22 protein-coding genes are annotated in these 25,304 nt (G+C 48.7%); 13 read left to right on the top strand and 9 right to left on the bottom strand.

The annotated features are described in order from the left end of the window. Positions 1 to 54: 54 nt before the first annotated feature. Together EL633_RS12545 and EL633_RS12540 are read right to left on the bottom strand one after the other, a co-directional pair. The gene (locus tag EL633_RS12545) at positions 55 to 2,478 is read right to left on the bottom strand and encodes a DUF4129 domain-containing transglutaminase family protein (RefSeq protein ID WP_126627505.1); all 2,424 of its coding nucleotides are present in this window, start codon (positions 2,476 to 2,478) and stop codon (positions 55 to 57) included. 193 nt (positions 2,479 to 2,671) lie between these two features. Continuing rightward, positions 2,672 to 3,331, bottom strand: a complete 660-nt coding sequence (locus EL633_RS12540) for a histidine phosphatase family protein (protein ID WP_126627504.1) — start codon at positions 3,329 to 3,331, stop codon at positions 2,672 to 2,674. Between the two features lie 266 nt (positions 3,332 to 3,597). Here EL633_RS12540 and EL633_RS12535 point away from each other — a divergent pair, with 266 nt between their 5' ends. After that, positions 3,598 to 4,098: a hypothetical protein gene (locus EL633_RS12535; protein ID WP_126627503.1), complete on the top strand. Its 501-nt coding sequence runs from the start codon at positions 3,598 to 3,600 to the stop codon at positions 4,096 to 4,098. A gap of 87 nt (positions 4,099 to 4,185) precedes the next feature. Here the strand turns inward: EL633_RS12535 and EL633_RS12530 are convergent, their stop codons facing one another. Then, a complete protein-coding gene (locus tag EL633_RS12530; protein ID WP_126627502.1) occupies positions 4,186 to 5,535 on the bottom strand; it encodes an MFS transporter in 1,350 nt (449 codons plus the stop codon). Between the two features lie 657 nt (positions 5,536 to 6,192). Here EL633_RS12530 and EL633_RS12525 point away from each other — a divergent pair. The 5 genes from EL633_RS12525 to EL633_RS12505 all read left to right on the top strand — a co-directional run bounded on the left by EL633_RS12525 (position 6,193) and on the right by EL633_RS12505 (position 10,858). Next, a complete protein-coding gene (locus tag EL633_RS12525; protein WP_126627501.1) occupies positions 6,193 to 7,485 on the top strand; it encodes an efflux RND transporter periplasmic adaptor subunit in 1,293 nt (430 codons plus the stop codon). Continuing rightward, positions 7,482 to 8,252, top strand: a complete 771-nt coding sequence (locus EL633_RS12520; RefSeq protein ID WP_281275879.1) for an ABC transporter ATP-binding protein — start codon at positions 7,482 to 7,484, stop codon at positions 8,250 to 8,252. The genes EL633_RS12525 and EL633_RS12520 overlap by 4 nt, the downstream gene beginning before the upstream one ends. Then, positions 8,249 to 9,556 carry an ABC transporter permease gene (locus EL633_RS12515; RefSeq protein ID WP_126627500.1) on the top strand — a complete coding sequence of 436 codons (1,308 nt, stop codon included), beginning with the start codon at positions 8,249 to 8,251 and terminating at the stop codon, positions 9,554 to 9,556. The genes EL633_RS12520 and EL633_RS12515 overlap by 4 nt, the downstream gene beginning before the upstream one ends. A gap of 256 nt (positions 9,557 to 9,812) precedes the next feature. Beyond that, on the top strand, positions 9,813 to 10,112 hold the full coding sequence (locus tag EL633_RS12510) for a GlsB/YeaQ/YmgE family stress response membrane protein (RefSeq protein WP_126627499.1): 300 nt from the start codon (positions 9,813 to 9,815) through the stop codon (positions 10,110 to 10,112). A gap of 455 nt (positions 10,113 to 10,567) precedes the next feature. Continuing rightward, on the top strand, positions 10,568 to 10,858 hold the full coding sequence (locus tag EL633_RS12505; RefSeq protein WP_126627498.1) for a Dabb family protein: 291 nt from the start codon (positions 10,568 to 10,570) through the stop codon (positions 10,856 to 10,858). A 56-nt stretch (positions 10,859 to 10,914) separates the two neighbouring features. Here the strand turns inward: EL633_RS12505 and EL633_RS12500 are convergent, their stop codons facing one another. Next, positions 10,915 to 11,742: a hypothetical protein gene (locus EL633_RS12500; RefSeq protein ID WP_126627497.1), complete on the bottom strand. Its 828-nt coding sequence runs from the start codon at positions 11,740 to 11,742 to the stop codon at positions 10,915 to 10,917. A gap of 140 nt (positions 11,743 to 11,882) precedes the next feature. Beyond that, a complete protein-coding gene (locus EL633_RS12495; protein ID WP_126627496.1) occupies positions 11,883 to 12,581 on the bottom strand; it encodes a sigma-70 RNA polymerase sigma factor region 4 domain-containing protein in 699 nt (232 codons plus the stop codon). A gap of 504 nt (positions 12,582 to 13,085) precedes the next feature. Between EL633_RS12495 and EL633_RS12490 the strand changes: the two genes are divergently transcribed. Beyond that, entirely contained in the window at positions 13,086 to 13,808 is a 723-nt protein-coding gene (locus tag EL633_RS12490) for a universal stress protein (protein WP_126627495.1), read from the top strand. 21 nt (positions 13,809 to 13,829) lie between these two features. On the opposite strand, the gene EL633_RS12485 is transcribed toward EL633_RS12490, so the two are convergent. Next, positions 13,830 to 15,956, bottom strand: coding sequence for a thioredoxin domain-containing protein (locus EL633_RS12485; RefSeq protein ID WP_126627494.1), 2,127 nt, complete (start codon positions 15,954 to 15,956; stop codon positions 13,830 to 13,832). 242 nt (positions 15,957 to 16,198) lie between these two features. Here EL633_RS12485 and EL633_RS12480 point away from each other — a divergent pair, with 242 nt between their 5' ends. From EL633_RS12480 to EL633_RS12465, 4 genes are all read left to right on the top strand, one after another. After that, complete coding sequence (locus EL633_RS12480; RefSeq protein ID WP_126627493.1) at positions 16,199 to 16,858, top strand: DNA-3-methyladenine glycosylase family protein; 660 nt, start codon at positions 16,199 to 16,201, stop codon at positions 16,856 to 16,858. Between the two features lie 294 nt (positions 16,859 to 17,152). Then, a complete protein-coding gene (locus tag EL633_RS12475; RefSeq protein ID WP_218027476.1) occupies positions 17,153 to 18,538 on the top strand; it encodes a J domain-containing protein in 1,386 nt (461 codons plus the stop codon). Between the two features lie 335 nt (positions 18,539 to 18,873). Beyond that, positions 18,874 to 19,128 (top strand): hypothetical protein, encoded by a 255-nt coding sequence (locus EL633_RS12470; RefSeq protein WP_126627492.1) that lies wholly within the window; start codon positions 18,874 to 18,876, stop codon positions 19,126 to 19,128. A gap of 17 nt (positions 19,129 to 19,145) precedes the next feature. Continuing rightward, positions 19,146 to 20,045, top strand: coding sequence for a hypothetical protein (locus tag EL633_RS12465; protein WP_126627491.1), 900 nt, complete (start codon positions 19,146 to 19,148; stop codon positions 20,043 to 20,045). Positions 20,046 to 20,308: 263 nt separating this feature from the next. Here EL633_RS12465 and groL read toward each other — a convergent pair whose 3' ends face one another. The 3 genes from groL to EL633_RS12450 form a co-directional block, all read right to left on the bottom strand. Then, on the bottom strand, positions 20,309 to 21,934 hold the full coding sequence (gene groL, locus EL633_RS12460) for a chaperonin GroEL (protein WP_126627490.1): 1,626 nt from the start codon (positions 21,932 to 21,934) through the stop codon (positions 20,309 to 20,311). An 89-nt stretch (positions 21,935 to 22,023) separates the two neighbouring features. Further along, positions 22,024 to 22,314, bottom strand: a complete 291-nt coding sequence (gene groES / locus EL633_RS12455; RefSeq protein ID WP_126627489.1) for a co-chaperone GroES — start codon at positions 22,312 to 22,314, stop codon at positions 22,024 to 22,026. A gap of 31 nt (positions 22,315 to 22,345) precedes the next feature. Next, a complete protein-coding gene (locus EL633_RS12450; protein WP_126627488.1) occupies positions 22,346 to 22,636 on the bottom strand; it encodes a hypothetical protein in 291 nt (96 codons plus the stop codon). Between the two features lie 326 nt (positions 22,637 to 22,962). Here EL633_RS12450 and EL633_RS37280 point away from each other — a divergent pair, with 326 nt between their 5' ends. Further along, positions 22,963 to 23,547: an acyl-CoA carboxylase biotin carboxyl carrier protein subunit gene (locus tag EL633_RS37280; protein ID WP_218027474.1), complete on the top strand. Its 585-nt coding sequence runs from the start codon at positions 22,963 to 22,965 to the stop codon at positions 23,545 to 23,547. Between the two features lie 59 nt (positions 23,548 to 23,606). After that, positions 23,607 to 25,274, top strand: a complete 1,668-nt coding sequence (locus tag EL633_RS12440; protein WP_126627487.1) for an acyl-CoA mutase large subunit family protein — start codon at positions 23,607 to 23,609, stop codon at positions 25,272 to 25,274. Positions 25,275 to 25,304: the final 30 nt, after the last annotated feature.

Below are 25,304 nucleotides of genomic sequence, written 5' to 3'. Positions count from 1 at the left end.
AATGTCAGTAACGATCATTGATGCATCCGTGGATAGTTATCTATCTTTCTGATTTTATTTTCGTTTACCAGAGAAAAACAAGCGTAGCAGCATAGAGCGTAAAGAGGGCCATGACTGCTCAATCATAGATGTGTCCTGCTCACGAGAAACGTGGTTTGGCGCGCCCCAACGTTCACGGACAAAAAGTTCTGTTAAATGCCAGAGAGCAGGATCTCTGCGCTCTAGATGCTGGCTCAACATAGCAGTATATTCGTAAGGAGTCTGCCAGGACTTTGGTCCTAATCCAGCCCAACCAGCTACACGGCAGGCACGCCAGAAAAAGTTGGAGACGCTGGTTTCAGACTGTCGCTGTCGCTTAATCACAAGGGCTACCAGGAAGAAGATTATTGAACATAACAAGATGGCCAGTGCGATCCAGAGGGGCCACGAAGTTGCCATCTCAGTATGACCATTAGCTGACGATGACTGTGGTTTCTGAGGCGTCGGCTGAACAGCCTTGGTAGGTTGGGCCTTTACTGTAGGCGTCACCTTAACAGCTGTGGTCGGAGAAGGCGTTACATTAGTAGCCTTCGCCGGTGCCTGCGATTGCGTAGAAAAACCGGGCGTAGGATCAAAATCTATCCAGCCATAACCAGGAAAATATGCCTGTACCCAGCTGTGCGCGTCACTACCAGTGACAGACCAGACCTTACGCGCAGGATCATATTTGCCAGAACTAAAACCAGTCACTAAACGCGTTGGGATATTTAAGCTACGGCCCATCACCGCCATCGCGCTGGCATAATATGTACAATAACCCGTATGTGTATCTAATAATACATCAACGACATTTTTATTGGCCGGAATAGGAGCATTATCCACCGAGTAGGTAAAGACACGCGAGTCATTCAAATGAGACTCAATACGCTTGAGAGCATCATAGGCATTGGTAGCGCCATGGGTCCAGGCATTGACGGTGGCTTTAACTTTTGGCGAGATATTCTGTGGTGTCTCCAGATATAATGTTTTGAGCCAATAATTGTAACGGCTAGAATCCCAAAAGTTACTATCATTTTGCGGCAACGGAACATTCGTAATGGCATCCTGAGGGGTCAGGACCGATGTAACACGATAGGTTGCTTTTGCCTCTAAGGGCTGTAGCTGCGTCCAGGCAGTTGTCGTACTGACTCCACTACCACCACTACTATAGATCTGGGTGGGCATATTAAACCGTAGCGGTTGAGCAGGAGCAAACACATAATGCTTTGAACCATTGATAGCTTGGGTCATAGTCACAACAGTATCGACAGCACCATCCACATTCTGATCAATATCCTGAGGCACGTCCTCATTGGCCGGATATAATGTGGGTGAAAAACCATCAGATGAATTGGTCCAGGTATTATCAGTGAAATGATTGAAGGCAATACTCTCAAGATAGTGTGATTTCTTATCTGAACTCACGTAATACAGTACTTCACCATCGGGCAGATGGACACTATTGGAGATGGTCAATTGATTACCAAAATAATTGGTCATCTCCCCATTTGAGTTCGCGATAGAACGTAATGTCTGCCAGTTAAGATTGCCTCCGGCGGCTGCATTCCATGTTGCATTAATGCGATCCCATAACACCTTGCCACTGGTTGGCTGATCCTGAACCGGCAAAAGCCAACCCAGAGGTAGCGCCAGAAGCATAATCAGACAGGCAATCTGCATACAACGCCCGGTAATTTTACGCAACCAGGCACGATCGGTATAAAGTCCCTCACTGGTCCATTGTAACAAACGCGCGGCTAGCTCTGTACGAGCAATCAAGAGTAATAACGCACCCAGCATAATGAGAAGAAAATAATTATATTCACTCTTCACATAATTTAGATTGACCAGCATGATAGCGCAATATACTAATCCCACCAACCAGGGCAAACGTGCCCGATAGATCAGCCAGCTACCAAAGTAGCCCAGGAAGAAACAGAGGAAGGACAGGTAAAAGAAAAACACAATCTCACTGAGTTGTGCGGACTCCTCAGCCATATGGCCACTAAAAGCGGCTCGTAGTCCTTCCAGAACCACGGATGGTGGCACATGAAAGGCATAAGCACTGGTAATCCAGACCGCCAGCACATGGCCCAGGACACAGGCTAGAAGATGAAGCAAGGCCTGTGGCATATAAGGAAGCTTGGCAACCAACAAACCTATACATAGACCAATAATAGGGGAGATATATAGGAAGGTACTAAAATGCACCCACTCCGCGTTGACAATAACAGCGACAACACTATAAAGTGCAATGGACAGGAGAACAATGGCCAGCCACCCTTCCTGTGGTGTGCAGAGTCGGACAGCCGCCATAAAAGCGGAGTCTTTATGACGAGGAGGGTGAAACGCGCTCGATGGCTGTGGCGGTGGACTACCTGGAAATTGGTTCCGTGGATCCTGTTGCCGGTTTGCTTGTTGAGACGGAACACGCTGGCTATCAATAAGGCTGGAATGCATTCAATACTCCTCTATACGACGACAGACCCCATGCATATAGCTACACTAAGTTCTCATTATACCTTGAGTATCGTACAAAAACAGTATCCTATCACATTTCTAGGACCAAATATTCATATATATGCGCATAAATCAATGAATATCTACAATAAGAGAGATATGCCTTTCTCTATTTCAATACGTTTCAATCTGCTCAAAGGGTGCCAATTTGTAACCAGCGTGCTTCTTCCCATCCGGGATGAGCATGGCTATTTACTAAACGCACCAGAGGCTCTTTTTTCCAATCGATGACGCTAATGGTCGCTGGATCTAGAAAAATACGGAAAAGTGTGGTGAGTGGGGACTGTAAGGCATAGCAAAGCAAGACTTTAATCGGGCCTACATGTGAGACCAGAACCAACGTTTGGCCTGGATGTTTTTGCACCAGACGAACAATCTCGGCAACCACCCGCTGCTGAACATGCATAAAGCTCTCACCATCAGGAGGAGCCTGGGTAGGATCCTGTTCCCACGCCTGCAACTGTCGCGCATCCTCCGCGCTACGTGCCAGCACCTCGGCTCTGCTGAGTCCTTCCCAGTTACCAAAGTTACCTTCACGCAAACCATCCAGGTGCTGCACAGTGAGCTGTTGTTGAGCAGCGATCGCCTGCGCCGTCTGAGAGGCTCGCCGCAGAGGACTACTATACACCGCACCGATAGATAATGGCGCCAACGTTTGAGCCAGACGCTGCGCCTGCATCACCCCACGTTCAGATAAAGTATCGTCACGCGTACCAATATAACGAAACTCACGATTTGCCAGAGTCTCACCATGCCGCACCAATAATAAACGCGTAGGAGCAACATTCACCATATTTGCTACACTTCCCTTTCCGTCTACTATGCTTATCTAGAAACACATATATAGTGTACATCTTTCCAATACAATCTAACAAATGGATGGTGCCCTACAGAAGGGCTTTTAAATGTTCACCCTGAGATCACTAGCAAGTGATGAGGGAGGAAAAAAAGCGAGTTGAATCTATAGAAATTAATACATCGTATTTTATACGTAGTTACTTAATAAAAATAGGATCTAACTCAGATGCAAATGAAATATAATTTTTGGGGGAAGATAAAATGAACATGCAAAAGTGGAGTCTGACCAGAAAACTAGGATTTATACTCGGGTCTGTAAGTACTATATCATCAATTGTATTAAACGTTACCTTTAGTGATCTACATATCTTTATCAAGGCGGGAGATATGTCATTTTTTGCCGCCTGCTTCATAGGTGGTATATTAGCGGCACAACAAATAGGTAGAGCTAAAGCAGGAGGAAATGCAGGGCTATGGGCATCATTATACTATCTCCTCTTCACCAGCATATATACGGCAATAGTGGCTCTTTTGCAATTTGTTGTGTTCCACCAAATTCCGGCTATCTTTAAGCAAATAGACTTAAGCGGTCCCGCTACCTTTCTAGACATCATTGTGACACTTACAATAGCTGCAGTTGCATTAATAAGCGTTGTAGGTTTCGCAATCGCAGTCAATGCAGTCATTGGCTGGTGTGTTGGGGCTCTTGGAGGGCTGGTTGGCAAATCTCAGTATCACAAAAAAGTTATCTCTCAATACTAAGACATAGCTGCATAGAGCATGCGTCTTATGACCTCCATACGCCCTGGTAGGTTGTAACCAGGTATATGGGGTCGTTTGCAGACCTTACTATGCTGCGCTCGTCTGCGGAGTGGCTTTCTTACCAAAGAAGATGAGTAAGAGCGTTGGTGCGATCAACAGACAAATACCACCAAAGACAAAGGACATGGTCAGATTGACATTGGTCTGGAGCCAGCCGGCAATCGAAGGACCAAAGCTAAAGCCCAGGCTCCAGGTGACTGAGTAGAAACCGGCCAGAGTGCCGCGTAGTTTGGGGGAGACCTGCTCCATTTCAAAGGCGGCATACACAGGCTCGATCAGGGTCCGCAAAAACGAACGGGTATATTCGCCAGCAATTGCCAGCGGCAAATTTGGTGCCAGTCCGATCAGGACCATCAAAGGGGCACTGATATATTGTACCGAGGTAATGATTCTTAATTTTCCCCAGCGATTGACAAACACAGGAGCCATGAGCGAGAAAACCCCACCCACCAGTCCTGAAATGGTAAAGATAATCCCCAATGGACCTGGCAGGAGGCTAAAACGCAACACAAAGTAGACCTGAATCAAGGCCACTACCGCGCCTTCTCCCATAGTAAAAATAAGATCTGGTAGCAATAGTTTGGCAAATAAAGCCACTGGAATTGGCTCTTTAGTTTTTACAGGTTTTACTTTTTTCACAGCCAGGGCGGTCTCCACATCACTGCCCTCGCTATCGATGAGCTGTGCGCCGGTCTCAGTAGACTGGGCGACTTTAGCTTTCTGCAGGAACCAGAGCGGTAAACCAAAGACAAAGGTGAATAGCGAGGCGCTAAAAACACCCCAGCGTAGTGGCACAGTACTGGCAGCAGATACATGGAGGAGTCCTGCTACAAACTCTGGAATGGAGCCACCAAGCAGATTGCCAAGTGAGCCAATCCCAAGGATCAAAAAGCTATTCAGGGCCAGCACCCCTATACGCTGTCTCTCCGTTGTGCTTTCGGAGAGCAGGGGCAGATTCGTCACCCAGTAAGCACTAGAAACCAATCCCTGGATCAAATTCAGGATAATCAGCCAGGGCGCAGATGTTGCCAGAGCAATCAAAGAGAGGGAGAGAGGAGAAAGGAAAGCAGTTAAGAGGAGCACAGGTTTACGTCCCCAGCGATCGGCGAGCATACCTGAAGGGACGGATCCAATCAACGCTCCAATCGCGGACATCGCACTAAAAAGACCAATAAAATCTGGCTTAAAACCAAGGCTGTGTACATATAAATTCAAAGTGAGATTAGCGATGCTCAGCTGGAATCCCTTACCTAACGTAAAGGTCAGCAAAATATACACATTTCTTGGTAATGGGAAAAAGCTTGAGGTTTCCTTCTGCTTCTTTAGATTATTCTGGTCTGCATCAGAGGGCAGCGAGGGCTCAGTAACCGAGGACATAAAAAACCAACTCCTAAATTAGCTACTAGAGGACTAAGGTCAAGGTCAGCAGATTGTAGATATTTTTCCGGGCAACACAAAAAAAGCTTGAGGTTCTTCTGCTACTTTATGTATGTTTCTGTTCAGTGAGGGATTAGTAACCGGGGACATCAATGCCAATTCCTAATCAACTATTACCAGTCTATCATACCTTTTTATTCGTGACAATGCACAAAAGGACAGGTTTCAATAATGCACCAAAGGACAGGTCCGAGTATTTTTTATAAAATATTTCATACATTTTTTACATTTAGCCACCTCATTTCTTTACAATTTTTACGATTTTTCTTGAGTTATAAATGCTAATATAGCGTTATATCAATACTCATGCATAGTTTTAGGGCGTGTCAGATTCCATCTTCATTAGGGAATGTACCATCAGCCGCACGCGGGCGCTGAAGCGCCCATGCTTCTTTTAACTGTGCTGTGAAATTGTGCGCTTTGCGCATAATTTCACAGCACAGTTAAAGCCCTTGGAGCGCTAAAGGCGCGAAAACAACAATAAGCGGATGACAGATTTCATGGGAATCAGATACGCTCCTAAAAAAATCAAGAAATCCTTGTATTTTATCAACGGAAACAAGCAATGTTATCATTCAAGTGAAGTAAGGAAGAACAATGGCCGAAGACGTAGAGATTCAACCTCATTCGCTCCTCGAAGAGGATGAAGAGGAGAGTAATTTTACTTTCACAGAAGCGCAACAACGTGCCAGGCGCAAGAAGCCTAAAACGTTGTGGATTGTGCTGACAATTCTGGTCATTATAGCGCTGGCCGCAGGTAGTTTTTTCTACTGGCGTTCTAACCAGAAGGAGACGATAAGCTATACACAGGCAACGGTGACAACAGGCACTATTTCTCAGCAAATTTCCGCCACCGGCCCGGTACAGGCCAAAGCTACCTATAATTTAAATTTCACGACCAGCGGCCAGGTAAGCGAGATCAATGTTAAAGTTGGAGATCAGGTCAAGGCCGGTCAGCAACTGGCGAAAATTACTCCAACTAGTACCCAACCTAACAACAATACACCTACAACGTTGACGGCGCCAGCCGCAGCTACAGTCGCAGCCATCAACGGTTATGTTGGCACGGCCGTCGGTTCTGGCAACAACAATAGTAGCAGCGCTAGCAGCAGTGGAACATCCAATGCATTGATAGTGCTAACCGATGTCAGCTCCTTGCAAATTAACGCACAGGTCAATGAATCCGATATCGGCAACGTCAAAACTGGTCAGACCGCGCAGTTCACTGTGGCGGCCTATCCCAACAATACCTTTCAGGCCACCGTTGCATCCATGAGTATCCTTGGACAATCCAGCTCTGGGGTGGTCACCTATCCAGTCACACTCAATGTCACTATGAGTTCGCTGAATAACATTCATCTTTTGCCCAATATGACCGCCACAGCAAATATCATCACAGCCCAGCAGAACAACGTCTTGCGCATTCCAGCGGCCGCACTAACCTTTCCAACCACTGCATTGCAGAATGGCTATATCAGTCGTGCAGCCATGGTGCAAGTGCTACGCGGAAATCGAGGAGGAGGAAACCAGCAGGGGGGTACCGGTAGCACCGCACCTTCATCCAGCACAGGAAAACAAGGTGTTGTACTGGAATTACAAAATGGCGTGCTAACTCCTGTCACCGTCACCACAGGACTGAGCAATGGGCAGTTCACGCAGATCCTCTCAGGCTTGAATGAAGGTGATCAAGTGGTTACCAACGCAACTGGTGGCAGTACACAAACTGGGACCACTACAGGCCAGCAACGTGGAGGCGGTCTCTTTGGTGGTAACGGTGGTTTCGGTGGCGGTAATGGTGGCTTCGGTGGTGGACGCAACGGCGGTGGCGGTGGAGGCAATGGCGGCGGCAATGGTGCTGGAGGCAATGGTGCTGGAGGCAGAGGTCAATGATCACCCCTCAATCACAGGAGAACATGCCGCGTATTCAGATACGCGGCATGGATAAATACTACACGATGGGCTCAAACGTAGTGCCAGCATTGCATGGCATCAATCTGACGATCAAGCATGGAGAATTTGTCGCGATCATGGGTCCGTCTGGCTCGGGTAAATCTACCTTTATGAACATTCTAGGTTGCCTGGATAAGCCCAGTGGTGGCGAATATGTGCTGGATGGGGTCTCGGTTGGTCAGATGAGCAATACCGAACTGGCCGATGTACGTAACCAGAAGATTGGCTTCATCTTCCAGAGCTTTAATCTCTTACGCTGGATGACGGCTCAGGCTAATGTAGAGTTGCCTCTGGTTTACGCGGGTATCTCAAAAGAAGAGCGGGAAGAACGAGCGCAACGCGCGCTGGCCCTGGTAAATCTGACACAGCGTGCCGAGCATCGACCAATGGAACTATCAGGCGGCCAACAGCAGCGCGTCGCCATTGCACGTGCCCTGGTAACCTCCCCATCATTGATCCTGGCCGACGAGCCAACCGGAAATCTGGATTCGCGGACGAGCCAGGAGATCATGCGCATCATGCAGGAACTTAATGCGCGTGGCATGACTGTGGTGCTGGTGACGCATGAACAGGAAATCGCCGACCACTGCAAACGCAAAGTTCTCTTTCGTGATGGCCGAATCGTAGATGATCAGCTCAACACGCAACCATTGAGTGCCCGGGCACAGCTCTCAGCCAACACACGTGCAGAACAGGTGCAGCCATGAGCATATCAGAACAGCAAAGTCAGCAGGAGCATGCTCCAAAATTTCAATCGTTGATGCCACCGATAGCACCAGAGCAACGCAAGAGGGGGCGGGGCAGTTACGCCATCGCTCAGAGCCTGGTCAGTGCGATTGAAGCACTGCGTGCCAATAAACTCCGTTCGCTCCTGACCTCGCTTGGCATTATTATTGGTGTGGCGGCAGTTATTATGATGGTCGCCACCAGTGAGGGGAACGCCGCAACCATCAATGGTCGCCTCTCCACCCTCAATCCTAATCAGTTAAATATCCGTGGTGGCAGTGCCAGTACAGGCGGCGTACGCCAGGGAGCAGGCACCCAGCAGATTCTGACCCAAAGTGACGCCGATCAGCTCGCGACCCAGGTTCCCGGCATTGCTGCGGTCAGCCCGACCGTCAATGTCAATGGGCAGGTTATTTATCAAAACCAGAACTGGTCGACCAGCGTTCAGGGGGTCTATCCCAACTATCAACAAGTTGGTAGCTGGCAATTACAGGAAGGAAACTTCTTTACCAGCGCGGACGAACAAAGCAATGCCTCAGTCGCAGTCCTGGGCCAGACGGTGGTAGATAATTTGTTTACGGCGCAAGGCATTGATCCACTGGGACGGCAGATCCGCATTGGGAGTTCCACCTTTACGGTTGTAGGCGTGCTGGCAACAAAAGGCGCCAATGGAGCCACCAATGCGGATGACACCATTTTCATTCCATTCAGCACGGCCAATAATCGACTGGGGGGTAGTCAACGCGCCCTCGCCATTACAGTGCTGGTTGCGCAGGGACAAAATGTCACCGATGTGCAGGCCAATATTCAGCAATTCTTGCAGGGCCGCCATGATCCTACGGAATTCACCATCCAGAATCAAGGACAACTCTTGCAGACGGTACAAACTGCCTCGCAGTCTCTGACCATTCTATTAATCAGTGTGGCCGCCATCTCACTGATTGTCGGAGGTATCGGCATTATGAATATTATGCTTGTCTCTGTAACTGAGCGCACACGCGAAATCGGCATTAGAATCGCCCTGGGAGCCTATCCACGCGATGTCATGGCTCAGTTTCTGATTGAGGCCCTGATTCTAAGTGCACTGGGAGGCATCGTGGGCATCCTGCTAGGGATACTGGGAGCATTCATTAGTGCTAGCCTCACCAGCCAGCCACTGGTGATTGATCCGTTAGCGATTGTGCTTTCCTTCACCTTTGCGGCCCTGGTAGGCATCATCTTTGGCTTCTATCCAGCCCAACGCGCGGCCCGCATGGATCCAATTAACGCATTACGTACAGAATAACATCTTCAACGTAGCCGGAGAGCGTCCGCTTCGATTTTTCTGCTGGAAAAGCGGAGAAGGTGCTCTCCACTCATCACAACCGAGCCTCCACCTCAAGCATTCATGTAACTCTGATCTTGTTCCCACGTATAAAACACAGATGAGCTCACGGACCACATTTTTTCCGCTGTTTATCTTTTAGCTAGCTCTCATCTTTCTGTTTTTAGCAACGTCGCTTGTGAATAGCATTGCATATGCTGTTGGAGGAAACAAAATAATGAACATTACTATTCATGCTATACGCATTACAGAGATCTTACAGCCAGGAAATCTGATTGCCTGGCTGCTGGTAGGTTTAATTGCAGGGGCCCTGGCTGGCACAGTCGTGCGTGGTAGAGGCTTTGGTTGTATTGGCAATATTATCGTTGGCCTGGTAGGATCCGTCATTGGTAGCATCCTGGCAAGTGCGTTGGACCTGGGTACCTTTCATTTTTGTGGCAGCATCTTCATTTCCTTTATCGGGGCCGCCATCTTTGTCGCCATACTACAACTACTCTCAGGTGGTCGAAGCAGTTAAGCATAGGCGTGAGTTCTACACACTTCAAGATCTTTTATATAACGCCATGTGCAAGTTTTCCACATACTTACTCGCTTGAGGAGGAACATAGTGAGGCGGTCGCGACCGCCTCACTATGTTCCTCCTCAAGAACAAGCGAGCGCTGTAAGCGCGAGGTGTGAGGTGTGAGGTGTGAGGGATAAAATTTGCACCTGGCGTTATATAGATGCTTTCGCGCCGACGGCGCTCAAAAAATGAGAGGATATGGTCACAATGGGCCCAGCCCATTGTGACCATATCCTCTCATTTTTATCAGCAGTGTGCTAGCACGCGAGTATGAGCATAGGCAACAAAAAATTTCAGAGATACGCCAGGATTAATACAAAATCTGGCGTATCTCTTTGTCTAAAAGTATGGACACTCAAACGTGATAACAAAGAACCCAAACACTAATCAGTAAATGGAGGATGATATAAATGGTTACACACGTTGTATTGGTACAGCCTAAGGCCGAAACTACGAAGGAACAGATTGAGACAGTCCTCAAGCAAGCCCAGGCACTCAAAGATATTATTCCTGGTATTCAGGATGCCCATGGTGGAAAAAATCTCTCCCAGCATACACAGGGATATCAATATGGATTGGTTATGCATTTTGATAGCATGCAACATTTGCAGGAATATCTTCCTCATCCCGCCCATCTCATAGTCGCAAAAGAGATTGTGAGCCTGTCAGATAATTTAATTGAGTTCAATCTGGCCCAATAGCCATATACAACTGGAATAGCGGATGCAGGCATCTTTAGCACATGCGTTAAAATCTGCTATTCCAGGTAGCTCCTGGCAATCGTTAGCTTCTCAATGACCATGGCAAGCTCAGGCAGGTAGACGATCATCAGGTACTCACCCATCGGAACTGAAGGCAAGATAATGCAACCTTCCGCATCAACCTGAGCTGACAGGATTGGTTTGTTAAAGTAGTCAGGGATGCGCTCAATACAGACCGCCAGTTCGCTATGCTCTTCCTCCGGAGCCAGAACTGGTTGAAAATTATAGAGCTCTATCCTGGTACCCTCTAACAGAAGCGGCTCTTCGGTATCAGGTAGAGAGGAAAAGATCAGGCGCAGAAGAATATTCTCGTGATCATGATCATCTGGTCTGGCCTGCATGGAGAGTGATACTGTATTGGCTTGATAATAGGAGGGACGAACATATACTGTTCGCTCTTGCTTGACCCCTATTGTAAATGCAGATTGGCAATACTTTACCTCTATATGATCGGAGGCTGGATCATAAAAAGGAGAGATAAGCATTTGATTCAGGAAGTTGGGCTGTGGCATCAAAAATTGACGTGCTTCATCCACATCAGAGGCACATAACGGACAAAGCTTGAGGTGTAATTCAATCTGGGCGTGTTCATATTCAGTCAATAGTCCAAGACAAAACTCGCCTAAGCGCGTTAAGTTCGGACATTGATAACGATAAAGTTGCCCAATAAGAAAACTATTGGCCTCAGTATAGATTGTAAGTCGCTGTTGGCAAATATCACAATCGTTGAGATGATCTTCTGCTACTGCTGGCAACGCCTCCCCATCAAGAGCATAACGTAATAATTCTTCGTCCTTAGGAGCAACTAAGCAAGGACATTCCATGTTTCCCGGTCCTTCATATAAGATTTTTCATTTAATTAGCTTTTTTCAAACAATTTGTTCTTTCACTGTATGAACGTCTGTAACTCTATTTTTTTGACAATAACTTTTCTGCTATATCCCAAAAAAGGAGCATGCCGCCGTTAAGCTGGCACGCTCCCATCCAATTTCCAGCGGATCTTATCGGCGTTGCGCAGTATACGTTCCATAATGTTACGCTTGAGGCGATAGATCTCTTCCTCATTCTGAAATTCACCAGGGCAATAACGAATGATTTCACGTGGTTTCAAATTACAGTGAAAGTGTAAATAGGCTACACGCTGTTCGCGCTCGCCAGGTAGCACGCTTTTGATGGTTTCCCAGAGGTCATTCTCGTGATAACGGTCCTCTACCTGGGGCTCATCTGGATGGCCATAATCGGGCATGCGCTCTACATTTGCGCGCGCGAATGCCCGCAAGGTGTCCATAATAGCGCAATGTAAGCAAAGCCTTAAATAACTTAAGGCGCTGGCAATGGTTGAGAATGACAGCGATTGGTCACTCACCGCTTGCCAGAAACGACGGAAGGCATCATCTATATATGTCTGTTCAGCTTCATAGCGCAGGGCTAATTCGCGATGAGAATGTCCACCCAGCCATAGGCGTACATTATCACTAAACTGCCGTTGTAAGAGAATCCAGGCATTATTATCGCCAAGTTTGACCGCCCGGCGAAAAATCTCCAGGCAATAGCTATCATCACATGGTTCTTTACGACGATACTTACTCATTTCCCGTATGGAGCATTCGGCCAGGACATCCAGAGTCATTTCTTCGAGCGGCTTTTCTGTCTTTACACTCATTGTGCTATCCTATCCCCCATCCAGCATTAATTATTTTACGATACGTCTTTTGTTTTATCGCTATCTTAGTAGACGCGAATTGCTGAACTTTATCAAATGCTAATCTATGCTTGTATGAATTACCTCTTTTTATGTCTAACCAAAAGATAATTCTTTTTTAACAGCCAGGGTACGATATTTTATCAGATGTATAGCCATAAAGATTTCTTCCACATCTTTACGGGTCTACATGTTTAAATATTGTCTGGTGTAGCAAGAAATACCAGTGAAAAAAACCGTTACCCAGCACATCCATACCAGCTGTCGAATTACTTCTTCTATATCAGTCAGTATAGACAACTTTCGAGGTAAGGACAGTATGTCATTTGTCCCATTTCTTGCCACTTTTTTCGAAAACAGGTATAATGAATACATACTTAAGAGTACAGTTAAAGCGCGCTTGATACAATGTAGTACTCAACAGTAAAAAAGTGAACCGTCACACAAAAAGGTGGTGGCGTTGCGATGAACAAGCGCATTTTGCTAGGAATCGATGCCAGTTATGCACCTACGACCCAGCGTGCTATAAACGCGATCTGTGATCTGTTTGAGCACGATCCTACTGCGTTCTCTTTATTCCTCGTCCATGCTATCGCGAATACACATATAATTACAGAATATCCAGGCCATTTTACTGAGCATTATGCTTTTATTCCTCCAACCACAGATCAGCGTAAACAGGCGGAGGACGTTTTGAATAGAGCCTGCGAGGTTCTGCAAGAGCGGGGATTTGACCTCAAGCAGATCGAGCTGATTACACGCGTTGGTTCACCAGCAGAGGAACTGGTCAAAGTGGCCCATGAACGCCACGTCAATTTAATTGTGGTGGGAAGTAGAGGAGAAGGTTGGAAGCAACGTGTACGCCGCATGTTAGTGGGAAGTATCTCGCACCGCATACTACAGCTCACCACCTGTCCAGTGATGATTGTTAATCCATCTCCCCCATTGGTAGATAAAGAACTTGTTTCCTGGTATGAACAAACCATCAAGCAATATTTGAGCCAGCAGGACCACTCCCTTACTGTCCTGACCGTCAGTGAAGTGACGACGCTTTTTCCGCTTCCCCAGAAACGCGCAATCGGTTCCAGGGAACAACAAGCGGCCGCCAGAGCCCTGGACCAATTGGCGAACAAAGGAGTACTCTGTCGCCGTGAAATCCAGGGTGAGGCGCGCTACATCAATGACTAGTGCGCGCCAATCTAACTTTAACTATAGTAGCGCTTCCAGGGCAGCAGGAGTAGTTACCGGCGCCTGGCAGACAAAGTTCTGACAGACATAAGCGGTCGCATGTTGATCTTTAAGCGGGCGATCCGCCAGCAATGCGATGCTTTGACTGGCCTGTGTATCCTCAGCGCGCGCATAGGCCAGCACACTATTGGGCAGATAGCGCGCATTGATACTATCTAGCAATCCCTGCGTTTCAGCCTGCTCGGAGGAGCCTATAATTGCCAGCTCTTTCACCGGCGAGAGCGCGAAATCTGCCGCGCATAATACACGACCAAAGGCCAATGGATGCTGTACCATAATATCGAGCTGAGGAATAATATAGTCATCAGCCCGCTGGCGATAGGTTGCCTCGCCAGTCAAGGCGGCCAGGCGTAAGAGTACCTCCATGGCCACGCTATTTCCAGCCGGAGTCGCATTGTCCATAATATCTTTTGGCCGGCTAATCAAGGCTTCGTGATCACTCCCCGTATCAAAAAAGCCTCCCTGCTCGTCAGCGAATAAAGCAATCGCTTGATCAGTCAAAGCGCGCGCCTGCTCAAACCAGCGTAGCTCAAAGCTGGCCTCATACAGCGCCAGGAGTCCATCGGCAAGAAATGCATAGTCCTCTAAATAACCACGTAATCTGGCCCGACCATCTTTAAAGGTGCGCAGGAGCCGATTATCCTGCCACAAAGTATCCAATAAAAATGCGGCATTTTTTTGCGCCACCTGTAGATAATCCGCGCGTTTAAGATAACGGGCAGCCTCAGCAAAGCTACGCAGCATTAGACCATTCCAGGAGGTCAATATCTTTTCGTCTCGGGCTGGCTTTACACGCTGTTCGCGCAAACGAAAGAGCGTGCGACGGCTACGCTGTAGCAGTTCATGCAGAGCAGGAACACTAAGACCAGCCTTCTGCGCCGCCACTTGATCATCTTGCACACGATTCAAGATGGTTTTGCCTTCAAAATTGCCATGGCGGGTCACACCATAATAAGCCATAAAGACCGCACTATCCTGCGGATCTAAGGCACGCTCAACCTCAGCCTGGGTCCAGAGAAAGAACTTTCCCTCTTCCCCTTCACTATCAGCATCCTGTGTGGAATAAAAACCACCCTCCGGCGAGGTCATCTCACGGACGACATAATCCAGTGTCTCCTCGACCACACGGCGATACAGCTCGTTTCCGGTCACCAGATAGGCATGTAGATAGACCTGACTGAGCAAGGCATTATCATAGAGCATCTTCTCAAAATGCGGTACCAGCCACTTCTCATCGACCGAGTAGCGATGGAAACCGCCACCCAGTTGATCATAAATACCACCCGCAGCCATACGTTGCAGTGAAGTTTCCACTACCTCTAAGGCAGCGGGCTCCGACGGATCCACAGCAACATTTTCAGCCTGTGCTTGAGCATGAAGATGCATACGCAAAAGAAACTCGAGCGCCATCGTATTTGGAAACTTCGGGGCCGCCCCAAATCCACCATAGCGCGGATCAAAATCTTCAATGATACGCTTTTCGGCCGCCAGCAAAACCTCCTGGGCTGGAGGCGTAGTTACGCGCTTGTCCGCTTGCGCCAGCATACCGCTACGCTGCTTCAGATGGTTGGCAACCTGGGTCGATTGCTCCTCTAATTCCGCCCGCTGATGACTAAAAGCGTCCGCGATACTCATCAACACGCGTGGGAAGCCTGGCATAACCTGCTGTCCATAGCGCCGATCCTGGGGAGGAAAATACGTACCACCATAAAATGGTCGTCCATCTGGCATCAAAAACATCGTCATTGGCCAGCCACCCTGACCGGTCATAGCCTGAACCGCCTGCATATAAATAGCATCAATGTCAGGACGTTCTTCGCGATCAACTTTAATCGACACAAAATGCATATTCATCAATGTCGCAATTTGCTCGTTCTCAAAAGACTCGCGCTCCATCACATGGCACCAATGGCAAGCCGAATAGCCCACACTTAATAGCACCGGTTTATCCTCCAGCCGCGCCTTCTCAAAGGCCTCCTCGCCCCATGGATACCAGTCAACAGGATTATGCGCATGCTGTAACAGATATGGACTCGTCTCGTGGATGAGACGGTTGGTATGCTTATTAGACTCTTGACTCTCACTCATAAAATACACTCCTGTGGAATCAAACATAATTGCACCATAGTTCATTGTACGACACTCACTATGGAATGCGAAACGCTGCAACACATTGACACGCATAAGCCTTGATTGTTATTTTTTCCACAGTCACACTACACAGTGCCAGCAAACTCGCCGCTCTATACTGGACAAATGTTCTTATCGTCTTCTATACTACAGGCACAGATAAATGTACGGCCCAAAAGATAGAAAGAATTGTAAGCCGAATGCAAAGCTCATACACTGATGTCATTTCAACAGCTACAGCTTATTTAAGCTCGATCGATCCAATTATGAAAGAGGTTATTGAACGTGTTGGACCATGCACATTACAGCCTGATCCAGATATCTTCAATGCTCTGGTTGATGCGATCATTTCACAACAAATTTCGGTCAAAGCTGCTGATGCGATTATGGCTCGCGTCCGCGCCGCACTGCCCGACGGAAAAGTCACCCCTGAAAATCTTCTTCCGTTTGACTTCGATCGGTTGCGCACCCTGGGCTTATCCACTCCAAAAGCTCGCTATATTCTTAACCTGGTTGAACATGTTTCCAGTGGCAAGCTCCAGTTAGAGACACTTTTTAAGCTTGATGATGAAGAGATCATCCAGCAACTCACAGAAGTCAAAGGCATAGGCCGCTGGACCGCTGAAATGTGTCTGATATTTGTGCTCATGCGGCCCGATGTGTTGCCGGTAGACGATCTAGGTTTTCTAGAGGGTATCCGCTTTGCCTATCAACTTCCCGAGCGTCCAACCAAAAAAGAGGCACTTGAACGTGGTGAACTATGGCGGCCTTATCGCACCTTTGCGACCTGGTATATGTGGGGCATCCGCCGCGTCGCCGTCAAGAACGAGCGCCCTCGTACACGCATCGTCTCACTCTAGCGCGCGGAACGCTGTAAAGTCAGACTTATCGTGTCCTGCCAGGAGCGGAATGTGATAAAATCGGAGGAAGTACAATAGAGTATGCCTGTTACATGATAAGATAAAACAACTTTTGAACATAGCCTCATATAGATCACGGTGGTTCATGGATCAGCTCACACTAAACCAGGCGCACCCTATTTTTTTCCATAAACACATACAAAATTGAGAAGAAACAGACAGATTGTTGGTGCTAGCAAGGTCTACTCCACAAAGAAGAACTGCTGGCCTATTACACTATGATGATGCAATAAAATGATGGATACACCAGAAAACTATTATGCCATCCTGGGTGTGCCCGCGAATGCGGACCTGGATACAATCAAACGCGCCTATCGTCAACTTGCTCGCCGCTTCCATCCCGATCTCGCTGGCCCTGAGGGGGCGGTAGAGATGAAGCGCATCAATCGAGCCTATGCAGTCATTGGCGATCCCGAGAAGCGCGAACAGTACGATACGATCCTGGGTGGTGTGCTCGATGTACGCCGCAGGTTTACCCGCCCACGCGCACAACCCCATACACCCGAAAATCCGGAGGATGTAGAGTTTTCAGGACTGCATACCTTCAGTACACGCGGCCCGCTCCACGCCGGAATGATGCTTAAAACGGACCATGGAGTCACTTCATCACTATCCGCCCAGCGCACTGTACAAGGACTCAAGGTGGCTGCAGGTTCATTTGATGGACAGGGTACGATCTGGCAGGTCACGGCGGACAAGGCCGAAGAGACTGCCCACTTTGTTAGCGACCCCAAACTAACGGTTGAAGCACTACGTGAGCTACGCTTCTCACAGGCAGGCTCACTCCTGGCAGGCTGGAACCGCCTGGGTATGCATATGTGGGATGCCTATACAGGTGATCTGCTCTGGAGCTATCCTTTAATGGAGCGTGCGGTCTCAAATCACTATTCATTGGATGTCAGTCTACAGGTCACGCCTGATAACAAACGCCTTGCGCGCATGGCCTTACCCCATCTACCCGAAGATATACGCGCTCCCCGCTCCTGGGGAGTACGTAGCACCGACATCCTCAGCCATGAAATGAGCGCGCCAGCCACCGCTTTAACTGATCTTATCGTATGTACCGAAGAGAGCTCGGAGAGACGTAACTTCTGGGCCATCCGTGCCCGTGCACTCTCACAGGACGCGCAAACCCTGGTCACGCTCTCATGCGGCCAGATTCCGCATGAGCAAGAACAGATGGCGATTATTCGCCGCTGGAACCTGCATCCCAAAGCACGCCTGGGAAGTCGCGCCGCCCAGATTGAAGCATCAATCTTAATGGGACGCTGTGAAGACTGTGCAGGACCCTATGTCGCGACCCTGGATGTCTCGTTACTGGCTTTTGTCTATAACCGTGATAAGATTCGGATCTGTGACACCCAGAACGGCACCTATAGCGAATTCGCCAGCGGAACCATGGGCAGCAGTGCGCGCATGGCCATCTCGGCCACCGCCCAATGGCTGGCCGTAGCCCGCGAAGACAGCGAAGTCAATGAAGGTGTCATCGACCTGTGGTCCATCACCACCGGCCAGATCGTGCAAAAACTCTATCATCCATGGCAGATCAGCGCCATGACCTTTGCCGACGAACAACTCATTGTCGCCCTTACCGACGGTACAATTCAACTCTGGCTATAAAGCCAATCCCATACCCGCGCCTGGGAGGATAAATCGAGCGCAAGGCCCGAACCGACACCTTGCTTTTCTTTTTGCGGTGCCGATAGCATATCATGTACCCTCTTTACAAACACAAAAGAAAAAAGCTACTGCCGCAAAAAAACATCTGCAGTTTACTGAAAACATCTGCTAAAAAGCGACGTGTAGTATATAGTTGCAAATTATCCCATTCTATTCGATAATTACAGATACAGAGGTTGACAATTAGCTTACGGTTACTAATACTAGTAAGTACACCTCTATTTTTTTCATCTATGCGCCTACCGGGCACTAACAGTTCTAGAGGAGTATAAAACGTGATTCGGGAAGGGACATTGGTCACAAAAGAGCCAGGGCTCCATACGATTTTTCAAGGTGAAGAACATAACTATGTACGCTGCGTCATCGCAGATCTGGTTGATCCTGAGCGGCACTTTGAATGTCGTGTACTGGACGAGACAGATATAGCCATCGGCATTGGAGAGCACATTAAATTAGAAGTACTAAAAGTTGTAACCGAACGCCATAGTGGAGTTGTACGCTTTGATTGTCATCTGATACACACAGAATAATAACAGGGAGCGTGACTATGAAATGTTCTCAGTGCTCAACTGAACTTCCCGCAACCACTACGTCCTGCCCACAATGTGGAAGCAGTACCTCTGCACGCCCAACATCGACATTTTCATATCTACCACCGGATACGCCACCCTGGCCGAGCAGTGTGCCAGCCAGACCTCCTCATCTGGTAGAGTCGATGGCATCTTCACCGGACGCTTCCCTGCCACCACAGAAAACGCGTACAAAGGCTAATCGGCGTGGTCGTAGCATTGTCAGCAGTATCGCGGTACTGGTACTGGTGCCAGTCATCGGTGCGCTGATCACGTTTGCCTCGCTCTATAGCAATGGTCAGTTGAACATGAACGCGCTTGGGGCCAGTCCGGTCAGCAAGAGCATTAAACCCACAGCAACCGCCACGGCTCAGCCTAAAAATAAGCCCCTCCCTGCTCCAACCTCTTTTAAAACCGCCAAAGACAATAATGTCAATGTATCATTGCAGTATCCAGCAGACTGGAGTGCCGGTGCGCCTCAGCAATCCGCAAGTTCTACCTCTCTCTCAATTACGCAACAGGAGATTGGCATCGCCTTCTCGGTTAACCATCTATCAACAACCGTTACGGGGCAGATCACCAGTGTAGAAGAGTTAAATCAGTCGAATGTTCAACAATTGAGTCAGGTGCAAGATTTCCATCAGATTGAAGAGGTGAATAGCACTGAAGCCAAACAAAGCATTGCTGGCGATCAGTGGGCCAAAAAAGAGGCGACGGTTCTCGATGGTCAAAACAACAAGTTGCACTTTACCACCATCGCAGATAAACATAATAAGAACTACTATGTTATTTACTTTATTGTGCCTGATAACATCTATCAGGAGGCACTGAACAAGTACCTTACCCCGATGCTGAAATCAATCAAGTTCCTGTCGTAATCATTGCGATGAAGAGTCACAACGACAACAACATTGTGGTTGCTAACTGACACCATGTGCACGTTTTATCCCTCACGCCTACGGCTCTCGCTTGTTTTGAGGAGGAACATGGCGAGGCGGTCGCAACCGCCTCGCCATGTTCCTCCTCAAAACAAACAGGTATGTGGAAACGTGCACATGGCGTTAACTGAGAACAAAAAACGAGCCTCCCATGCATTGCATGGGAGGCTTTTTATGGATGTGCTCATCGCTTCAGGTCTGGCTTAGTACTCAGGAACTGCTGGTGCAGCAGACTGATTCTTCTCAGGCAGATCTGTGATCAAGGCCTCGGTGGTCAGGATCATAGCAGCGATACTGGCCGCATTCTGCAGGGCAGAACGGGTTACTTTAGCAGGATCTGCGATACCGAATTCGAACATGTCGCCATAGGTATCGGTCAGAACATTGTAACCAATGTGCTTGTTGTTCTGCTCTTTCTGAGCACGGCGAATGCCTTCGACGATTACGGAACCATCACGGCCACCGTTCTCGGCCAGCTGGCGAATGGGCTCCTCAAGTGCGCGGCGCAAAATGCTCACACCAGTTGCGGAGTCACCCTGAAGACCCAGGTTGTCCAGAGCCTCGACAGCGGTCAAGAGAGCAACACCACCACCAGGGACCATGCCCTCTTCAACACCGGCGCGGGTCGCTGACAGAGCGTCCTCAACACGGGTCTGGCGGTATTTCAGCTCAACCTCGGTACCAGCACCAACTTTGATCACAGCAACACCACCGGACAGCTTGGCCAGGCGCTCCTGGAGCTTCTCACGGTCGTAATCGCTGGTGGTCTCGTCGATCTGGGCTTTGATCTGGCGTACGCGAGCCTGAATATCTTCAGCCTGACCGCGACCCTCGATAATGATGGTGTCCTCTTTATGGGAGGTTACCACACGAGCGGTACCAAGATCTTCCAGAGTGGCGCTATCCAGGCGGCGGCCCATCTCTTCGCTGATAACTTCACCACCGGTGAGGGTTGCGATGTCGCGCAGCATCTCTTTGCGGCGATCACCAAAGCCAGGAGCTTTCACAGCCAGGACGTTGAGGATACCACGCAGTTTGTTGACAACCAGGGTTGCCAGAGCCTCACCATCGACATCCTCAGCAATGATGACCATCTCACGGCGACCCTGCTGGACGACTTTCTCGACCACTGGCAGGATATCCTGGATGGCGCTGATCTTCTTGTCGGTGATCAGGATGTAAGGATTCTCAAGGGTGGCTTCCATTTTCTCCGAATTGGTAACGAAATAAGGAGAGATGTAGCCTTTGTCGATCTGCATACCTTCGACATACTCGGTCTCGAAGTTGATGCCACGGGACTCTTCGACGGTGATGACGCCATCTTTACCGACGCGGTCCATGACTTCAGCAATCAGTTCACCGATCTGCTCGTCAGCAGCAGAGATCGAGGCGATCTGGGCAATTTCTTTCTTACCTTCGACTGGTACGGCCAGTTCGCGAATGTAAGAAACAATAGCCTCGGTACCTTTATCAATACCCAGTTTCAGCTGCATTGGATTGGCACCGGCGGCCAGGTTTTTCAGGCCCTCGTTAACAATCGACTGCGCCAGAACCGTGGCGGTGGTGGTACCATCACCAGCAACATCATTGGTCTTGGTGGCAGCTTCTTTAAGGAGCTGGGCACCCATGTTCTCAAATGGATCCTCAAGCTGGATCTCTTTAGCCACGGTGACACCATCATGGGTCACATTAGGAGCACCAAATTTTTTATCCAGTGCAACGTTGCGGCCCTTAGGACCCAGTGTGGTCTTTACAGCGCCAGCAAGGATGTCAATACCGCGTTTAAGCGATCGACGAGCCTCTTCGTCAAATACGAGCTGTTTTGCCATGATTGTACTTTCTCCTACACTATCTCATACATCCATCTGCGCCAACAGAACAAATGCTTCTGCCCGCATCATCAGGATGCCAAGGATGACTAGCCAACAATCGCAAGAATATCGTTCTCTTTAAGAACCAGATACTCTTCACCATCCAGCTTGAACTCTGTACCGCCATATTTAGCGAACAGAACACGGTCACCCTCGTGAATATCTATAGCAGCACGGTCGCCATTATCCAACAAACGACCATTACCAACTGCGATTACAACCCCTTCCTGGGGCTTCTCTTTGGCTGTGTCAGGGATAACGATACCGCTTTTTGTTACTTCTTCTTTGGCCGCAGGTTTTACAACCACGCGATCACCAATAGGACGAATATTAGCCACGGTTTACACTTCCTTTCAACAATGAAGCTTATCAGTCAGAAGACTTTTTAAGTGCCTCTTCGTCTGGACCATAATGGATCACACCCGAGATATTAACCGAGCGATACTGCGAATAGTCACAACAGCATGGACCACCATTTGCACAACCGGTGCAGCAATAGGTCTGCCCACGTATCACCACCGGAGTCCAGAGGATATCAATCTCACAGTTCGCACAGCGTGGCGGCTTCTGCCCATTGTCAGAAACCTCATGAGCGTTGTCGCTCTGTCTGTAATCACTGTCTCTATTATAGGCGTCGATGAAACCCTCTTGTCTCGTCATGGTTATACCTTCGTTGTAGCTCAGCAGAAGTCTTCGCGCAATGGAATGTGCCAGCGCTCAGTAAGGCTGGTACCTGAGACTTCTTCAACCATACAACTCTTCGCAAGCGCACCTTCAGTATCTCAGATGCTGCGCTTTTTCTTTTCTCTGTGTATCAGTATGCCATAGTAAGTGTTAGATCCACATAGGAAAAGTGTTAGAAGAGTGTTAGAAATTATCTGAGATGGCCCGAAATATCTGTGTCTCGCCTCACTCCAACAGACATGATACAATGATCGCGTGCGCATCTGTTAAGAGATGACTTTCAAAGCAGAAGGTAAATCGCTATGTCAAATAGTACAAAGTATACTGCAACCATTAAAAATCAAGAATATGCCTTAACAACACAGAAGCAAGGCAACCAGACCATCGTGACCGTGGACGGCATAGAGCAAACTCCCGATTGGCACCGGATCGCCTCCCTGGCCAGCCATACCAGCGAACAACGTACCGAAGGTGGACGTTACAGCTTGCTACTGAACGGCCAATCCTATGAAGTGTTTGCCAGGAGGATGGTACAACCTGATGAAGGAAGTGGCCAGACCTACGAGATTCAGTTGGCGGGGCAGTACTTTATGGTGACCATCGAAGATGAGCGCATCCGTTTACTCGAAGGTAGTGCCCGAAAGAATGCCCAGAGTAATGCAGCCAGGATTCAAGCACCGATGCCGGGTCTGGTGGTCAATACATTGGTACAGCCTGGTGATACTGTCAATGCCGGCCAAACGGTCGTCGTACTTGAAGCGATGAAGATGGAAAACGACCTGCCCTCACCTATCTCAGGCACCGTAAAAGAGCTGAAAGTCAATACCGGCCAGACCGTTGAACAGGGTCAATTATTGGTACTGATTGAAGCAACACAGCCAGCCTGAGCAAACGCTTATGAGTATGTTATAATTGCCCTGGCATTCATAGGAGGAGCATGGCGTCCATGGATATACATGTTAGTAAAAATGCCGAAGAATGGCGTAAGACGACAGCACGCAAGGTTGCAGATAAAACCGCAGCGCGTAAAGCAACATTTGAGACGAGCTCGAACATCGAAGTTCCTGATCTGGTCAGCGCCGAAGACCTCGCTGACTGGGATGCACAGACACAACTTGGTTATCCCGGAGAATTCCCTTTCACGCGTGGCATTCGCCCGGGCATGTATCGCTCACGACTCTGGACAATGCGCCAGTACGCTGGCTTTGCCACGGCCGAAGAGTCGAATCGCCGTTACCACTACCTCTTATCTCAAGGGACTACTGGACTCTCCGTTGCCTTTGATCTTCCAACTCAGATGGGCTACGACGCGGACCATCCTTTTTCAGAAGGCGAAGTTGGCCGGGTTGGTGTCTCGATCTCAAGCCTGGAAGATATGCAGGTATTGCTACACGGTCTGCCACTTGAGCGTATCAGTACGTCAATGACTATTAATGCCACCGCGAGCATCCTGTTAGCTCTTTATATCGCTGTAGCTAAAAAGCAGGGCACAGACATCAAAAAGCTCTCAGGCACCATCCAGAACGATCTGCTAAAAGAGTATATCGCGCGCGGAACCTATATTTATCCTCCACAGCATTCAATGCGTATCATCACCGATATATTTAGCTACTGTTCAGAACATCTTCCCCAGTGGAATACGATCAGTATCAGTGGCTATCATATCCGCGAAGCCGGTGCTACGGCCGCGCAAGAGATTGCTTTTACCCTGGCCAACGCCATTGCGTATGTTGAGGCTGCGCTGGCCGCTGGACTTGATGTGGACACGTTTGCGGGCCAGCTTTCCTTTTTCTTTAACAGTCATAATAATCTGTTTGAAGAGGTTGCCAAGTTCAGGGCCGCACGGCGGATGTGGGCTCAGATTATGCGCGAACGCTTTCACGCCAAAGATCCGCGCTCGCTGATGCTGCGTTTCCATACACAGACGGCTGGCTCAACGCTGACTGCCCAGCAACCAGATAATAATATTGTGCGCACAGCCTATCAGGCTCTGGCGGCAGTGCTGGGCGGCACACAATCCCTGCATACCAATAGTAAGGATGAAGCACTCTCCCTTCCTACAGAAGAGACTGCTCGGCTGGCACTACGCACCCAACAGGTTCTGGGTTATGAGACAGGCGTCGCCGATGTGGTAGATCCCCTGGCGGGCTCATATTATGTCGAGACCCTCACGAATAAGCTTGAGCAGAGCGCCTGGGAGTATATTCAACAGATCGATGCTCTGGGTGGTAGTGTGCGTGCAATTGAACATGGCTATATGCAGGCTCAAATTGAAGAGGCGGCTTATACCTATCAACTTGCACTGGAGAAGGAACAAAATATTGTCGTTGGTGTCAATCGCTTCAAACAAGCGGAACGTGAACACCTGGAGGCACACGCTATTGATCCTGCGATTGAGGCTCGGCAGGCCCAAAAGCTAGCCGATTTAAGACAACGCCGTGACAATACGCTGGTTGCCCAGAAGTTACAGGCACTGGAGCAGACAGCCCAGGGCACTGGTAACCTGATGCCCGCCATTGTTGAAGCGGTTGAGGCCTATGCGACACTTGGAGAGGTCAGCGATACCATGCGCCGCATCTTTGGTGAACAACAAGAATTTCGTAGTATAGAGTAGTAATTGTAGAGTATAATAAGAATAAATGAT

Source organism: Dictyobacter alpinus, from assembly GCF_003967575.1.
In the GTDB taxonomy this organism is placed as follows: Bacteria; Chloroflexota; Ktedonobacteria; order Ktedonobacterales; family Ktedonobacteraceae; genus Dictyobacter; species Dictyobacter alpinus.
Note: the sequence above shows the minus strand (reverse complement) of the source record. Positions and strands in the feature narration are given on the sequence as shown.

Bases quoted from the DNA above. Each gene is read 5' to 3' on its own strand.
- EL633_RS12525 (WP_126627501.1), top strand. From the start codon at position 6,193: ATGGCCGAAGACGTAGAGATTCAACCTCATTCGCTCCTCGAAGAGGAT.
- EL633_RS12530 (WP_126627502.1), bottom strand. From the start codon at position 5,535: ATGTCCTCGGTTACTGAGCCCTCGCTGCCCTCTGATGCAGACCAGAAT.
- EL633_RS12450 (WP_126627488.1), bottom strand. From the start codon at position 22,636: ATGACGAGACAAGAGGGTTTCATCGACGCCTATAATAGAGACAGTGAT.
- EL633_RS12490 (WP_126627495.1), top strand. From the start codon at position 13,086: ATGAACAAGCGCATTTTGCTAGGAATCGATGCCAGTTATGCACCTACG.
- EL633_RS12535 (WP_126627503.1), top strand. From the start codon at position 3,598: ATGAACATGCAAAAGTGGAGTCTGACCAGAAAACTAGGATTTATACTC.
- EL633_RS12540 (WP_126627504.1), bottom strand. From the start codon at position 3,331: ATGGTGAATGTTGCTCCTACGCGTTTATTATTGGTGCGGCATGGTGAG.
- EL633_RS12485 (WP_126627494.1), bottom strand. From the start codon at position 15,956: ATGAGTGAGAGTCAAGAGTCTAATAAGCATACCAACCGTCTCATCCAC.
- EL633_RS12500 (WP_126627497.1), bottom strand. From the start codon at position 11,742: ATGGAATGTCCTTGCTTAGTTGCTCCTAAGGACGAAGAATTATTACGT.
- EL633_RS12520 (WP_281275879.1), top strand. From the start codon at position 7,482: ATGATCACCCCTCAATCACAGGAGAACATGCCGCGTATTCAGATACGC.
- EL633_RS12465 (WP_126627491.1), top strand. From the start codon at position 19,146: ATGAAATGTTCTCAGTGCTCAACTGAACTTCCCGCAACCACTACGTCC.
- EL633_RS12495 (WP_126627496.1), bottom strand. From the start codon at position 12,581: ATGAGTGTAAAGACAGAAAAGCCGCTCGAAGAAATGACTCTGGATGTC.
- EL633_RS12510 (WP_126627499.1), top strand. From the start codon at position 9,813: ATGAACATTACTATTCATGCTATACGCATTACAGAGATCTTACAGCCA.
- EL633_RS12515 (WP_126627500.1), top strand. From the start codon at position 8,249: ATGAGCATATCAGAACAGCAAAGTCAGCAGGAGCATGCTCCAAAATTT.
- EL633_RS12475 (WP_218027476.1), top strand. From the start codon at position 17,153: ATGATGGATACACCAGAAAACTATTATGCCATCCTGGGTGTGCCCGCG.
- EL633_RS37280 (WP_218027474.1), top strand. From the start codon at position 22,963: ATGTCAAATAGTACAAAGTATACTGCAACCATTAAAAATCAAGAATAT.
- EL633_RS12480 (WP_126627493.1), top strand. From the start codon at position 16,199: ATGCAAAGCTCATACACTGATGTCATTTCAACAGCTACAGCTTATTTA.
- EL633_RS12440 (WP_126627487.1), top strand. From the start codon at position 23,607: ATGGATATACATGTTAGTAAAAATGCCGAAGAATGGCGTAAGACGACA.
- EL633_RS12505 (WP_126627498.1), top strand. From the start codon at position 10,568: ATGGTTACACACGTTGTATTGGTACAGCCTAAGGCCGAAACTACGAAG.
- groL (WP_126627490.1), bottom strand. From the start codon at position 21,934: ATGGCAAAACAGCTCGTATTTGACGAAGAGGCTCGTCGATCGCTTAAA.
- EL633_RS12545 (WP_126627505.1), bottom strand. From the start codon at position 2,478: ATGCATTCCAGCCTTATTGATAGCCAGCGTGTTCCGTCTCAACAAGCA.